The sequence below is a fragment of the Streptomyces sp. NBC_01622 genome (genome assembly GCF_045209635.1).
In the GTDB taxonomy this organism is placed as follows: domain Bacteria; phylum Actinomycetota; class Actinomycetes; order Streptomycetales; family Streptomycetaceae; genus Streptomyces.
The window spans coordinates 10,178,354-10,192,962 of the sequence record NZ_CP109293.1 but is presented as its reverse complement, the minus strand read 5'-3'; the positions used below and the strand labels follow the sequence as shown (position 1 = coordinate 10,192,962).

Genomic DNA, 14,609 nt, shown 5'->3' with positions numbered 1-14,609 from the left:
GGGTGAAGGGCGACGCGATGTCCCATGTCAGTCGAGGTCCAGGTCATCCAGCAGCCCACCGGCCCGGCCATGGGTGGTGGCGTCCACGTCCCTTTCCTCGTACTCCTCCTCGGCCTCGGGCTCGTCGTCCCGTCCTTCGTCCATTTCTTCGTCGATGTCGATTTCGTCGTCAGCATGTTCGTCGTCGCCGAGCTGATCGTCGGCGTCGAAATCGAGGCCGCTGCCGCCGAGCAGCGCCGGGTCGAGCATGAGGTGCCGCTCGGCGCCGTCCCAGACGATGGGGGTGGTGAGTACGCCCTCCACCTGTGGGTCGCGGAACAGCTGGTAGGTGGCCACGCCAGGGACTTCTTCGTAGAAACCCCATTCGTCGTGGCTCGCCATGACGAAGTCGAGGTCGAGTTGGACGAGTAGTCCCATGCACTCGCCTCGCATCTCGGCGTCGATTCCGGCGAACGCCTCGTCCAGGTAGACCGGGCGTGGAGCGGTCCGTGCGGCTCCCGCGTAGTGGGCCGCCGCGGCGGCGAAGAGCGGGAGTTGCAGCATGACGGCCTTCTCACCGCCGGACCCCTTGCCGTGCATGCCAGCGTCGATGTCGGTCCATCTCTGCTGCGGGCCGGTCTTGTATTGGACACGGATCCGGCTCCAGGTCCGGTAGTCGAGGGCGATGCGCAGGTGGCTCTTCCAGTCCATTCCGCCCTCCGCCTCCCTGGCCACGGCTATCTGGCGGCCGAGGAAAGCGATCAAGTGCTCACGGGCCTCGTCGGGCAGGAACCTGCTGGCCTGCCGGTCCAGTGTCGCCAGGGCTTCCCGGGTCTCTTCGCCCTTGCCGGGGTCCGGCTCCCACACCAGGCGCATGACGTGCCCGGAGGCCGTGCGGCGCAGTGCGAGAAGTCTGTTCATCTCTTCGATGAGCGCCTTGGCCCGGGCACGGCGACGGCGTAGATGGTCGCCCACTTGTCCGAGCAAGACCTCTGTGAACAGGTCGTGTTCATTCGCGTCGAGCAGGCGGTTCCGTTCGTGGACCTCTCTCTGCACGATCGCGAGTCCTTCAGCGACAGTGAGGTGTTGACCGTTGTGGAACAAACGGACAGAGACGAGGCGGTTCTCGTTTCCGGCCCGTACCTTCCAGTCCGGACCTGCCAGTACTTCCTCAAGGACCTGCCGGGCGCGGTCCACGTCATCGCGTGCTTGGTCGAGGGCGTGCGGATCCGAAGGATCGTCGACGAGTTGCCGGATCAATGCCTGTGCGGCGGCGACCGCGTCGAGAGTGTCGGCATCTGTCTCGTCTCCGGAGACCAGCGCGAGGAGCCCGAGCCGGTCGAGCTCCCGGTACTGTCCTCGTCGCTCCTCCAGGACGAGTTCTCGTTGCCCCACGAGTTCACGGGCCTGCGTGCAAGCGGATTGGGCGCGAGTCTCCTCCTTGACCAGCCCCTCCAAGGCAGCGAGGCTCTTCTCCTCCATGGCCTCGTTCTTCTTGAGGCCGGCCTGGGCGACACCGAGTCTCTTCAACACGTCGTCGACATCGGCCCCGACAGCGCTGCGGCGCACATCGTGTTGTTGGCGCTTTCTCTTCGCATCGCGCGCGGCACTGTCCACGTCGGTCTCGGCCAGCTTCTGATGTCCTCGACAGGTGGTCAACAGTGCGTCGGCACCGTTGCGTTGCTCCACCCGGCTCGACCAGGTGCCCAGCCGTCGGAAGAGATCGCCGAGACTCGACCCGTATTCCGCGAGTACCCGCTGCTCCTGGGCAAGCGCCTCCAGCCCAGTGGCGGTCGCGCGTTGCCTGGCGTATCGCTCAAGCTCCGCGCGCGCCTCCTTCCAAGTGATCTCTCGCTCGTCCAGCGTGGCCTTGGCCTCCTGGCTTGCCAGGACGTACGTCTGGAACAGGCTCCTGGCCTGCGCAAGACTCAACTGGCAGTCACGCACTGGCTGGTCGAAGGCAGCAGCCTCTTCGCACTCGGCCCGCAGGTCGCCCTGCCGCTCGGTGAGGCGCTGGTGCCGCTCATTGAGCCGTACGATCCGGCCGTCCAGTTCGACAAGCTGATCGTCCAGCGCCTTCAGCCGACGGCGGCGCTCGGCTTGGCGGGCGGCGGCACCGATGTAGGCAGCCTGCGTGACCGTGGTACGGCCGTGGATCGGGCCGATGCGCCACGAGCCGTCGGTCGACACCCAGTCACCCGGATGGTGCTCCGTCTCGGCGGGGGCGAGCGCGACAGCGGCCAGGAGGCTCGTGGTCACTCGCGACGGGACCATCTCGTGATCGACCGCGTGCAGAACGTCGGCGAGAGATCGGCCGAGAACCGGTTCCCGGTCGGCGACCAGGAGGCTGTCGAGCGTGTCTCCGTCCAGCAGAGATCCCTCGGGGGTGAGCCATGCGTCGAGCACTCCCGAACCGAGCAGGGCGGCTTCCAGGCCCGCTCGGGTCGTGTCGTCGACGCCCGGTGCGAAGTCGAGCAGCCGCCACAGTGGAGCACCATCGGCAGCACTGCTCCGATCTCGCCGCTGATGCACCGGGGCCGCAGGCAGGGGATCCTTCTCGTCGGCGACACTCGACCGCAGGGCGGCCGTCTTGTCTCTTTTCTCCTGGAGACCACGGAGTTCGGCGACCAGGTCGGATGCCTGCTGGACAAGCAGGGCCCCTCGGGGGCGGGAAAGGCTCTCCACCTCCTGGGAGAGGGTGGTGGCGCCCTTGAGGCCGAAGGTCGGCACCAGTGACTGGAGTGCTTCCAGTTCAACGTCGCTCAATCGCAACTCCTGGCATCGCTCACTCCAGTCGACGAGTCTGATGCGCAACTCGTCCATCCCGTCGGCGAGTTGTTGCCCTCGGTCGTCCACGGCCCGCTTCGCCGTTTCACACAGCCCCAATGCCCTCTGGAGGACCTCGTCTGCTTGATCGCGTACGGCTTTGGCGTCCTGCGTCGTCTTGGCCAGGTCAACCGCACGCCGGAGAACGTTCGCGCGGGCTTCCACATGGCCCAGGAGCATCTTCTCCGTCCGCTCGGGGTCCTCGCGGACGGCAGCGGCGAGTTCGATGTGAGCATCCCCGATGCGGGTCCTGGCAGCCTGTACCAACGCCTTCTCTTCGGCGGCCAGGAGAACAGCGGCAGCTCCTTCGAGAAGCCGGGTCTGCTCGGTGGCCTCACCTTCCGCCTTGCCCGTAGCGGTTACTGCAGTATCCAGACGCTCCAGAAACCCGGGGAGCTTTTCTTCCGCCTCTTCAGCCTGTTCCTGAAGCTTTTTGAGGAGTTCGTGCTGGTCCATCAGCGGGTCGGCACGAAGTTCCTCAACGGCGATCCGGAGCGTCTCGCGTTCTTCGAGGAAGTATCGGCGCGCCTTCTTCCCCTCCTCCAGCCTTTTCTTGGCCCCGTCGGTCTTCTCAACAGCCTCCTCACGACCGCGTTGTGCCTCGGTGAGCTGAGCGTCCGCCTCGGTCAACCGCTCGGCAATGTTCCTGGTCCACCGGCGCGCGTAGCGGGAGTACACCGACAGAAAGGTGGACATGCCGAGTTGATGCCGCTCCTGCTGCTCCAGGTCGGCGCGGTCACGGGCCAGCTGGTCGAAGCGGACGGCCAAACCGTCCAACAATGCCGTGCTGACCGGTGGCAGACCGTTGGTCAGCATCCGGCTGAGCCGCTCGCCGTTGAAGTTCTCGCTCAGCTTCGGCTTGCGCAGGACCAGCAGGAGCTCCACCAGAGCCGCCAGTTTCCCGACGCCGAAGCCGAACAGGCGCTCCGCGACAGCTGTCCGGTACGCGCGCCGCTCCTCGAAGACGTCGCCGGGATCGAGCCGCGCCGCCAATTGCTTGCGCAAATACGGCTGTCTCCGTTCGTCCAGCAGGTTGAAGTCCTCGCCGATCCGCTTGGCAGTGACGAAGAACCAGGGTTTGTGGACGCCTCCCTTGGCAGACGTACTGCCTCTCATCCCGATACCGACGGTGATGAATTCGTAGCTGCCGTCCTCGGTCACGCGTCCGTACTCGCACCAGGTGTACCCGACGCGGTGGCCGCGCCCCCGGTGCAGCAGGTTGTCCCGCATCGGTCGTGCGGTCGAGCCGAACGGGTCCAGCCGCCGAGCGGTCAGCCGCGCGTCCAGCAGCAGCGGGCTGGTGACCTCCATCACCTTGGTCTTGCCGGCGCCGTTGCGTCCGCGCAGGATCAGCCCGTTGCGGTAGGAGACGAACTCCTGTTCCTCGTACTCCCACATCCCGATGAGACCCAGGCGCAGCTGCTGGAACCGTTCCCGTTCCGGTACCGGTAGCTCCCCGTCGAGTATGCGCTGAAGAGCGGGCGTCGGGGTTCGGTCAGTCGACGATGCCATCGGCCCGGCCTTCCGAGATCGACGTGGGACGAGCTTGCGGCTTGTCCTGGCGGGGCGACGCGTCGAGATCCTGGCCGAAGAGCAGCAATGCCTGCCCGGTGACACGGACCCCGCGTCCGGAAGGGTCGCGGTAGCGTGCGAGAGCAGGGCGGACGAGTATGCCGTCCTCATGAGGATCGACAAGTCCGAACTGCATCAGCACGGGCACGGAATGCTTCAGCACAACAGAGCCGTCCACGGGTTTGCGTTCGAGGTTCGGCACGACGCGGCAAATCCGCTTCGCCACGAGACTCGCCAGCTCGAAGAGTCGGTCGTGCTCCACCACGAAGCTGTCCGTCTGCGCCGGATCTGCTTCTCCGGCCAGCAGGTCGGCCAGTGCGAGCGCCGCCATCGAGACGGCGCTGGCCGCCGGGAATTCGATGTCGGAGAAGCGAGAGTCGACGATCGCAAGGCCCTGGGCCCTCACCTCCACCCGGGTGTCGAGTCCGAGGACGAGCTCCGCCGTCAGTTCCTCCCGGTGAACCGACAGGTACTCCCGTTGGTCCGGCGGCAGGTCTTCCAGATAGACGACCGGGTCGTCGACCAGACGGCGCATGAGTGCCTGCCGAAGTTCGGTGTCGGTCCTGGTGCCACCCCCGATCTCGCCCTCGGTGACGCGCAGCAGCGTTTCCGGGCCGTGCGCCTGGCTGGGCGGGACCGGACAGACGACGGCGGCCGTGGCCAGGCGGTGGTCGACGTCGTAGATGGCGTTTCCGAGGCCCGCGACGTAAGCCTGTTCGGAGTCGGCGGTGACGCCCGCATCCCGGGGAGACCGGAGCACACCACCCGCAGCGAGGAGCCGGAGCGCCGCGACCAGATCACGGCGCTCCCGGGTCGAGGTGGCGTCGAACCTGCGCAGACCGCGGTGCGCGGTCGTGAGGGCAGTGACACGTTCGGCGAGCTCACTGATCACCGTCTGCCGGTCGCAGTCGGCCAGGACCGCCAGCAGCAGGCAGTACAGGGCGCACTGCCGTGAACTGGGAACGGCCGGATCGGGAATGCGACCGGGATCCTCAGGGATCTTGAGCAGCCGTATCACGTCACGCTCGACCACAAGCGGCCATCCCAACTGCCGGTCGAACCAGATGCGCAGCTGCTCCTCGTGCCGGCGGGCCTGATCCACCAGCCGTCTGTGCCGACCCTCACGCCGGAGCACGGGAGTGCGCAGCAGGGCCCGGACCACCTCGCGGCATTCGTGGCCTTCCTGTCCGGTCCAGCCCTTCACCGGCGCCCACGCTCCTCCACCAGCAGCGTCAACTCGAAGTCCCGCGTGCTCACCACACCGCCCCGCAGTTCCACAGCGGCGGCGGCCGTCCTGTCCACCGCAGGACGCAACGTGATCAGCAGACGGCCGTCAGGGGTACGGGTGCGCCGGACACCCCCGCTTCGCGCCCGCGCCGACAGGACGAGTCCGAGGCAGGTCAGGAACACCTCGGCCTCGGCAGAATCCAGCCGGCCGAGCTCGGACAGCCGTACAGGCCCTCTGTCCGCCAGCGACCGTTCAGCGGCTTCCACGGTGGCGTGTTCCTGCTTCTGCCGGGCTGCCAGCAGACTCTTGGCTCGGCGCGGGTCGCGAATGCGCGGCGGGGATCCCGTGTGTGCCCGGGGCCCCCGCGCGCGCAGCTCCGCCGACACCGGAGCCGGTTCGCTCTGCCACCAGCCGATCTCCGGCCGGGGATCGTCGTCATCCTCGTACACAGCGGGATGGCCGAGGTGCCGGGACGAGTAGGCGCCGAAAGCCGTACGCCACAAGGCGATGGTCGCGCGCCCGCCGCCGATCATGTCGAACCCTTCGAACCAGCCGGCCAGGGCCACCAGGTCCGCCGTCCGGCTGGCTCGCCGGAACCGTTGGTCGTTGATGTGCCCGACGGTCATGACGATGAAGGCGATCGCGTCGGAAGCCCGGTCGAGCAGCAACTCGGCGACGGGCGGGCGGTCTCCGGCGGCCACGAACCAGCGGCGCAAGCCCTCCCACATCTCCCCCATCCGCTCTGCCTCGCGGACGACGACCTCCTCATGGCTGACGCCCAGGACCGGCGCGGCCTCCAGCGCCGCCAGCTCGGTGAACCGGGTCAGGAGCCCCGCCTGCTCCAGCCCGATGATCAGCTTCGCGATCGGGGCAGCACTCTCGTGAAGGACGACGGTGAAGGACTGCAGATACCCCACCACGACATTCTTGTAAGCGATGAACACTTCGGGATCTCGGATCTCCTTCGAAGCCAGCGAGCCGTTGAGACCCTGGACGAAGAGCTTGGCATCCTCCGACAGCTGCGCGAATCCCTCCGTCGTGCGCCGGAAAGCGCCGAGCGCGCTGCTGAGGTCGCCATCCTCCTCGCGAATGGCACGCAACAATGCCGCGAGGGATTCGAGAATCTCCGGAAGCATCGAAGTCTGCAGCGACCCCGCATGAGACATGTCCTCGTCGATCCGGGTCATCTCACGATGGACCCGAGCGCCGGCCGAGGTCAGCTGGTACAGGAAGTCCCGCTGAAGGTACTCCTCGGGCGTGGTGGTGTACCGGGTGTTCTGAATCCGGTCCACGTTCCGCCAGTCATACAAGTCCTCGAGCAGCCTCTCGACCGCCGGAAGCGTCTCCAGCAGTTCCGGTTCACCGACGAGCTCGTCCTGTACCCGCTGTCGTATCTGCTCCGTACTGAGATGGACGCCGAGTCGGGCCTCCTCCTCCAGCAGCACGTCCAGGACCAGGCGGTAGAACAGCGCCTTCTCGTGGTTGAGGTAAGCCACGATCTCCATACGTCCGCCGAACGCGGCCACGTGCGCCACCCCCGCCCCCACGTCACAAAGCGCATCGAGTCCCTCAGATACTGCCAGACACCCCCTGCGCTACAGTCCTTCTTTCATCGAAAGTGCGCGTTCGTGGTGAACACACCAGGATCGGGCCCGGCTTCACTACAGAGGCAGTTCCCTCCATCGGCGACGGACGGTTGAGCGTTCAATTTCAAGACGACAGCCGCAAGCACGTATCGCGGATTGACTATCGACACCCCTCGTCCCGGGACCGGTTCCCTCGGCCCAGCGCCCGGGCCAAACGCTGAACACAGGGTCAAGATCGCGAAGCCCTCGGGAGAGGAACAGCGCTGGTCCTTGGCGATCCGGGCCGCGGAGCGACAGAACGGTGACGTGTCTCAGGGTGAGCATTGTGTCGGGCGAGACAGGGGCGGGGATGGTCCGACGGCGGCCATGACCACGACGGGGAGGCCGTCTACTCCCCGGACCCGCTGGGACATTCCCTCCACCGATTCCCTGTTCTAGCCACGGCACGCCCCTTGCTGACCAGACATCAGGCGCGGAGGCAGCGCGCCTCAAACCCTTTGTCAGTACCGTCCGTCAGCCTGCGTCCCATGCTGTCAACTGACCAACACTTCCGTTCAGGCCCAGCTCGCCGTCCTAATTCGCCGGTCTGGGGAATGAGGCGGCGCGCACGTTCCGTCGCGCACGGCACGAACGGAGTCCAGGCCTCGGGGTCCTGGCGCAAGCTCACAGAACACGACTCCTTTGGCGCGGAGCCGGTACATCCGGTGGTCACTGCTGACGGCCGCTACTGCCTCAAGCACGGCCAGCATTCTCGGCAGGTACAGGACGAGTAGGAGCGACTGGAGGGGTGGGACTCGAGCCGCCGCGTGCCGGCCGATGGAGTCGATTTGGTCTCCGAGCTGCAAGTGGCTCCGGGAAGATCACGGATCTTGATCCTGCCGCCTAGACCAGCGGTCCGGCCCGAGGAATGAGTCCTGGCACACCGGCTTCGGATCGCGGCATACCGTGGGGACAGCCGACCCCCAGTAGGTCGCAGCCCGGAAGGAGCGAGGGAGCCTGTGGAAGCAGAACTGGTGACGCTGATCGGAACCGGCGCGACCACGATGGTCGGCCTCATGGCCACCGACGCATGGGAAGGCGCGAAGCAGCACATGACGCGTCTCCTCGCGCGCGGCCGCGAGACCGACACCGTGGTCGCGGAGCTGACCGAGTCCCGCGCCTCCCTGATCGCGGTGGCCGGAACCACCGACGAGGAGACCCTCACGGCCGACCTGACAGCGGCGTTACGCCTCCAACTGCGCCGCCTCCTGGAACAGGAGCCCGGCGCGGCAGACGAACTCCGGCGTCTCGTCGACGAGTTCGCCCCAACAGTCCCACCCATATCACCGGGCACTGTTCAGAACAGCATCACTGGCGGCACACAGCAAGGTCCGGTGATCCAGGGCCACACCTTCACGAGTCTGACGATCGGTACCCCCGGACGCACTCCTCCGGACCGAACAGTCTGAACACCGGGGCGGCCCGCACGCAGACTTTGACGTGTCCTCGCTGGACATCCCAACCATCAGAGGCAGGAAACCTGCTACTGGGCGGGCGTTCACCCGACTGCTCCTGGTTCCCCTTCACCGCCCAGCCTCATCCGCCGTGTCGGCGGCGTGTGTCTCGCGTCAGGACGTTGCTCTCCCAGCCCAGTTGCCATTCCAGCTCGGGCACGCACGAGTTCTGCGGCCGCCTCCGACTCTTCGGGAAGAAGGTGGATGCTCTGGGCAAGTACGCGCGCAGAATCCAGATGCCCGATGGCCGACCTGTATTGGCCGAGCACACGCTCCGCTGTTCCGAGGAGAAGCAGGGACTGCGCCTCCTCCATCATTGCGCCGATGGATCGAGCGAGGTCAAGCGCGCTGACGTGCAGCCTCACCGCATCGTCCGCGTGACCAGATTCGCGGTGAACCCTGCCTGTCTCGTTCAGACAGATGACCTGGTTCCGCAGATCGCCGAGCTCACGGAATGATTCGAGCGCATCCCTCAGAAGACGCAGAGCTTCGTCCGATTGTCCCGGAATGGGCAGTGCGCCGGCCAGCGTGATATCGATAACCGCGAGATCAGACTTGTTGACATTCAAAGGACTGATATTCCGGGCCTCCTTCAGGATCTGACGCGCAGCCTCTTTCTCTCCGACACGAACGTTGAGATCGGCGAGGTTGTTCAAAGTACGTCGCTGGTCCACTCCGTCACCGATCGCCCGAAATTCTCGCAATGCCTCGCTCAGTGCAATCCGTGCCATGCCGTACTGGCCCAGATAGAGGGAGGTAATGCCGAGATTGTTCAGGCAACGGGCGACTTGACGCCGGTCGCCCTGCTTCTCTCTCACGGCGAGTACGTCACGCTGGACCGCGCGAGCGGCGTCGAGTCGGCCCTGGTGCCAGTGAACGGTGGCCAGTTGATGCAGGGCTTCCAGCTCCGCGTCAACGTCGCCGGCGTCCGCGGCTATAGCGGCTGCGGAGCTGAGCGCGGCCATCGCCCGCTCGTAATGGCCCGAGCTGCTGTATACGGTCCCAAGGTCGATGCGGGCCCGGACCTCGGCCGCCTGTTCACCGGTCTCGTGCCAGTAGTGGACGGCGTGCCGGTGAATCCGCTCGGCCTCGGCCCAGAATCCACCGGCGCCGAGAAACCCCGCCATGACATGACCAAGGACTGCGGCCTGCCGAAACATTCCGTGGTGACGAGCGTAGCGGGCGACATTGATGAGTTCGAGGTGTTCCGTCATGAGCCAGTTCTCTGCGTCCGCGGCATCCCGCCACGAAGGGAGGCCGCCCGTGTCCGTGCCGGTGTCGATCAGGTCGAGTCGGGAGCGTTCAGGACGGATCAGGCGATCGGCAGCGTCGACGGCCACGATGTAGAAGTCGACGAGGCGGCGCAGCGCGGCGCTCCGGTCCGCTGCCGAGTCCTCGGCAGATCCGAGGCCCTCCGCGAAATCGCCGAGGAGGTCGTGGTAGCGGTACCGCTCCGCCGCAGGGGCCTGCAGCAAATGGGCATCCACCAGAGCATCCATGGCCCGTTCGACGCGAAACAACGGAAGACCGATGAGCGCGCCGGCACTGTGCGGACCGAATTCCGGCGCGAGATGCAAGCGCAGCATCCGGAAGACAGTACGGTCCTCAATGCCCAGGGTTGCGTAGGAGAGACGGAAGACGCCCGCTATCTCACGGTCGGTGTCATGCAGTTCCTCGATACGCGCATGCTCACGCGACAGGCGCTCGATCAGATACTGCAGACTCCAACTGGGACGTGAATTTAACCGACTTGCAGCGATCTCCACAGCAAGTGGAAGCTGCCCACACAAGGAGACGATCTTCTCGACTTCTTCGGGATGGTCGGCGCGGTCGTCCTCGATCATCCGCCGAAACAGCACGGCGGCGTCGTGCTGCGGGAGCACGTCGAGAACGATCGGAAACGCACCGGGCAGGCCGGAAAGACGACGACGGCTGGTGATCAGAAACAGCGAGGGCGAGCTCGGCGGCAGGAGCGGTCTGATCTGCTCCGGGCTCGATGCGTCGTCGAGGACGACGACCACGCGACGCTGGCGTAACGTTCCGTACCAGAGGGCGGTCAACTCCTCCAAGCTGCCCGGTAAGGGCCTCTGCAAGGTGCCCAAGGTGCGGAGCAGTTGTGTCAAGGCAGACTGCGGCGTTACTGGCTCCTGGGCCGTTCCGTGGGTACGCAGATCCAGACTGATCTGACCGTCGGGGAATCGACCAGCGAGCCGTTCTGCCGCGGTCCAGGCCATGAGTGACTTGCCTACGCCGGCCATGCCGGAGATGGCTGCGACGGTGACCGTCGATGCAGAGCCGGAGGCGGACCTGTCAATCCGGTCCATCAGCGTGCCCATCTCGTCTTCCCGCCCTACGAGTTGGGCATGTTGGGGCAGAACCTGCGGGGCTGGGGTGCGGTCGACCGGGCGTCGCCCCCTAGGGAGCAGGGCGCTGACAGGAGCGTGCGACAAGATCAGTTCATGAATTCCCGCCAGCTCGGGTCCGGGCTGGGAGCCGAGTTCCTCGCGCAGACGCCGACGCAGGTCCGCGTAGAGCCGTAGCGCATCGGCATGCAGACCACGTCCGTGACGAGCGATCATGAGTTGTCCGACGAGGATCTCGTCAGTGGGACGCCGGGCCACGAGTTCCGTCAGTTCTCCCATGACGTCGGCGAAGTGCCCCAACCTGAGTTCGAGGGCGATCCTTGCGACGGCGGCCTCGACACGCTTTCCCCGCAACGTGGTCCTGAGCCCCTCGGCCCACAGACCGCCCAGTCCGGCGAGTGCCTCTCCCCGCCAGAGTGCTTCCGCCTGTTGGAAAAGGTCGAGTGCCTGATGGAGGTCAGGGTCGTCTTCATCCTCCGAGAGCGCACGCGCCTCGCCCACCAGCCGTTGGAAGCGGTGCCAGTCAACGGCCTCGGGAGCTGCCTCCAGTGTGTAGGTGTGCGACCGTCTTTTGATCGTGGGAACCGTTCCGTCGCCCGCCAGGACCTCCTCCATATGTCTACGCAATCGGGTCGCATTGGCGTACAGGCTGTTCAGCGGGTTGCCCGGAGGGTCACCGTCCCACACTCGGCGGACCAGGGTGTCCAGGCCGACCGGCCGACCCACGTCGTAAGCCAGCGCCGCAAGAAGCAGGGCTTCCTTGGTGGAACCGAGTGCCAGAACACGACGATCGTGGCCGATCTCGACAGGGCCGAGAATCCTGCAGTCCACCAGCGCTCTCCCCTCGCCAGCAGCGCACAAAGGTGCCGTTCAAAATAGGGTGACATATTGTCAACTTCGGTCAACAGGAGCGTCCTTAAATGACTGAAAACGCTTTCTTTATCTGCGCGAACGGTCTTAAGAAGCCAGGTGCCGGGTATCCAACAGGCCATCCGGGTGCGGACCTTCAAGCCTGGGCCGACTGACGGGGGCGATCGATGGTTGAGGTGACGGTCGCGCTGCTAGCCGCCGCGCTACTCGTTTGCGCCGATCCGCGAGAGGCTGTCACAGCCCTCGGAGCAAGATCCGAGCCCGACAGCGCTGTCGACCGAGCCCTGGCGGCACTGGAGGCAGCACCCGCCGATCGCGCGCTGGCCGGGGCGCTGGCTGGGTCGCTGTTAGACGCGGCACACGGACAGCCCGAAGTGACCGCGCGACTGCATCACTGGATGGCAGCTCAGGACACGGTAGTGACCCGTTCGGGCCCCACCGGGCGCGGCATCCACGCGCACAGCGACGCCACGCCGGATCACTCCAACACGATAGGCGGGTCGGCCCGGATCGACGGACCGAGCATCCAGGCTCACACCATCTCCGGAGGTGTCCACCTCACCACTCGTGGACCACTTCGCCCTCTCCCGGTGCCTCGCCAACTCCCTCCGGTGCCGAATCGTTTCGTCGACCGCGAAAAGGACATCACCGCGCTGAACTCCCTTCACAGCACCCATCTCGTGGTGGTCAGTGGACCCGCTGGGGTGGGAAAGACGACATTCGTCTCGCACTGGCTGCGTCAACTACGCGACGATTTTCCCGATGGCCAGCTCTACGCCGACCTAGGTGTCACTGCAACCGGTACACCGGTCCCGCCGCAGGAAGCCCTCGGCCAGTTCCTGCGTGCTTACGGCTTTACCGACCTGCCGTCCGACCAGGCCGAGCAGACGGCACTGTGGCGCTCGGTCGCGGGCGACCTGCGGATCGCGGTGATGTTGGACAACGCGGTAAGCGCGGCGCAGGTACGGCCGTTGCTGCCGAGTGGGTCCGGCAGTCTGTCCGTGGTCGCGAGCCGCCGTAAGCTCAGCGGTCTGCTTGCCGACGGCGCGGCCTTCCACGAACTCGGTCTCCTGGAGCCGGCCGCTGCCGTGCAATTACTCGTCGGCAGGATCGGCGACCACCGTGCAGAGCACGAACGTGACGCCGTCACCGCCGTCGCCGAGTTGTGTGCGGGGCTGCCTCTCGCGCTCTGTCTAGCTGGTGCCCGGATGGCGGCGCGGCCCCGACGGACCGTCGCCTCCCTGGTGGACGCACTAAACCGCGAGGGCGGCCGGCTGGCAGCACTCCACGCAGACGGCCACTCGGCGGTACAAGCCGCTCTCGACGAGTCGTACGCCTCGCTCCCACCGGACATGGCCCACGGATACCGTTGCCTGGGCGGCCTGCCGTTCGCCGTCTTTGGAACCGAGGTGATCGCCGCCGCCTGTGACCTGCCGATCCGACAGGCGGAGGCTGTGGCCGACGGACTGATCGAGGTCAACCTCTTGGAAGACCTGGGAGCGAACCGCTTCCGGTTCCATGAACTGGTCCGCCTGCATGCCGCCCAACGGGCCTCCCAGGACCAGTCCGTCGCGACGTTGGACGGGACTCGACGCGCCGTCGGCTGGTATCTGGCCACCGCCACTGCCGCGGAGGCCTTGCTCACCCCCAGCCACCGCAACCTGCCCCGCGAATATCCCCGAGGTACGCCGCCACCGCTCTCCTTCGACGACCCCAACGCTGCGCTGGACTGGCTCAGCAGAGAACAGGGCCAGCTGGCAACGGCCCTGAGGACCGCCGCCGACAACGACTGGCACGCCGCCGTCTGGCAGTTGGCGGACGCGCTGTGGCCTCTATGGCACCGACTGCGCCCGTACGATCTGTGGCTCGAAGCCCACCACAAGGGACTGGCCGCAGCCCGCCGGGACGGGCGCCCGGGCGCGCTGAGCCGCATGCTGACGAGCGGCGGCGGCGCACTCCTCAACTCCGGCCAGCCCGAAGAAGCACTGGCATGGTACGCCGAGGCCCTCGACCACGCCCGCGCGGATCAGGACCGAAAGGCCGAGGCACAGTCGTTGCACGGCATCGGCCGGGCCCATCACATGCTGGGGCACCTGTCCGAGGCCACGTCCTTCTTCACTCGCGCTCTGACTCGACGCGAGGCCATCGGGTACGTACGAGGCGCCGCACTCACTCGGGTGTGCCTGGGCGAGATCGCGATTGCTCAGGGCCGCTCGGACCAAGCCGTCACCGAGCTCACCACAGCGCATCGTGAACTGGCGGCCTTACCAGACCCTCACGACGCGGCACGGGCGCTGGCCTTCCTCGGGCGCGCCCAAGCTGCGCGTGGAAACTTCACCGCTGCCGAATCACACCTCGAAGCAGCCCTGGACGAATTCCGCTCGATCGGATCCGTCCACTGGCAGGGCCGCACCATGGAAATGCTTGGGCTGACGGCGCTGGACCGTGGTGCGCAGGCAACCGCCCGGGCATGGCTCGAGCGGTCGCTTGCCGTCTACGCCTCCATCAGTCCCAGGGACACCCGTCGGCTGCTCGACCGGATCAGCAGCCTGCGTGAGCCTCCGGCACCGGCTTGAACACCCGCAGCCGCCCAAGCATGCCAGAGAGAAGCCACCCAGCCGTGCTCACGAGGAGTCAGCACCGCCCCGGCTGCCATCACACACCGCCCGTCACGGGCCAGCACCAGGCACCC

The 14,609-nt window shown here is 66.5% G+C and carries 6 protein-coding genes; 2 read left to right on the top strand and 4 right to left on the bottom strand.

The features are described 5' to 3' along the window. Positions 1 to 27 precede the first annotated feature (27 nt). From OH768_RS47150 to OH768_RS47140, 3 genes are read right to left on the bottom strand one after another with little or no spacing between them, the layout of a single operon-like run. A complete protein-coding gene (locus OH768_RS47150; protein WP_406463156.1) occupies positions 28 to 4,317 on the bottom strand; it encodes a TIGR02680 family protein in 4,290 nt (1,429 codons plus the stop codon). Next, positions 4,301 to 5,581: a TIGR02678 family protein gene (locus OH768_RS47145; protein WP_406463154.1), complete on the bottom strand. Its 1,281-nt coding sequence runs from the start codon at positions 5,579 to 5,581 to the stop codon at positions 4,301 to 4,303. The genes OH768_RS47150 and OH768_RS47145 overlap by 17 nt, the downstream gene beginning before the upstream one ends. After that, positions 5,578 to 7,131: a TIGR02677 family protein gene (locus OH768_RS47140; protein WP_406463153.1), complete on the bottom strand. Its 1,554-nt coding sequence runs from the start codon at positions 7,129 to 7,131 to the stop codon at positions 5,578 to 5,580. The genes OH768_RS47145 and OH768_RS47140 overlap by 4 nt, the downstream gene beginning before the upstream one ends. A 1,058-nt stretch (positions 7,132 to 8,189) precedes the next feature. Between OH768_RS47140 and OH768_RS47135 the strand changes: the two genes are divergently transcribed. Beyond that, positions 8,190 to 8,639 (top strand): hypothetical protein, encoded by a 450-nt coding sequence (locus tag OH768_RS47135; protein WP_406463151.1) that lies wholly within the window; start codon positions 8,190 to 8,192, stop codon positions 8,637 to 8,639. Between the two features lie 89 nt (positions 8,640 to 8,728). Here the strand turns inward: OH768_RS47135 and OH768_RS47130 are convergent, their stop codons facing one another. Continuing rightward, entirely contained in the window at positions 8,729 to 11,878 is a 3,150-nt protein-coding gene (locus OH768_RS47130) for a BTAD domain-containing putative transcriptional regulator (RefSeq protein ID WP_406463150.1), read from the bottom strand. A 206-nt stretch (positions 11,879 to 12,084) separates the two neighbouring features. On the opposite strand from OH768_RS47130, the gene OH768_RS47125 reads away from it, so the two are divergent. Continuing rightward, entirely contained in the window at positions 12,085 to 14,493 is a 2,409-nt protein-coding gene (locus OH768_RS47125; protein WP_406463149.1) for a tetratricopeptide repeat protein, read from the top strand. Positions 14,494 to 14,609 lie beyond the last annotated feature (116 nt).

Coding starts and splice junctions, on each gene's coding strand:
- OH768_RS47150 (WP_406463156.1), bottom strand. CDS start 4,317: ATGGCATCGTCGACTGACCGAACCCCGACGCCCGCTCTTCAGCGCATA.
- OH768_RS47125 (WP_406463149.1), top strand. CDS start 12,085: ATGGTTGAGGTGACGGTCGCGCTGCTAGCCGCCGCGCTACTCGTTTGC.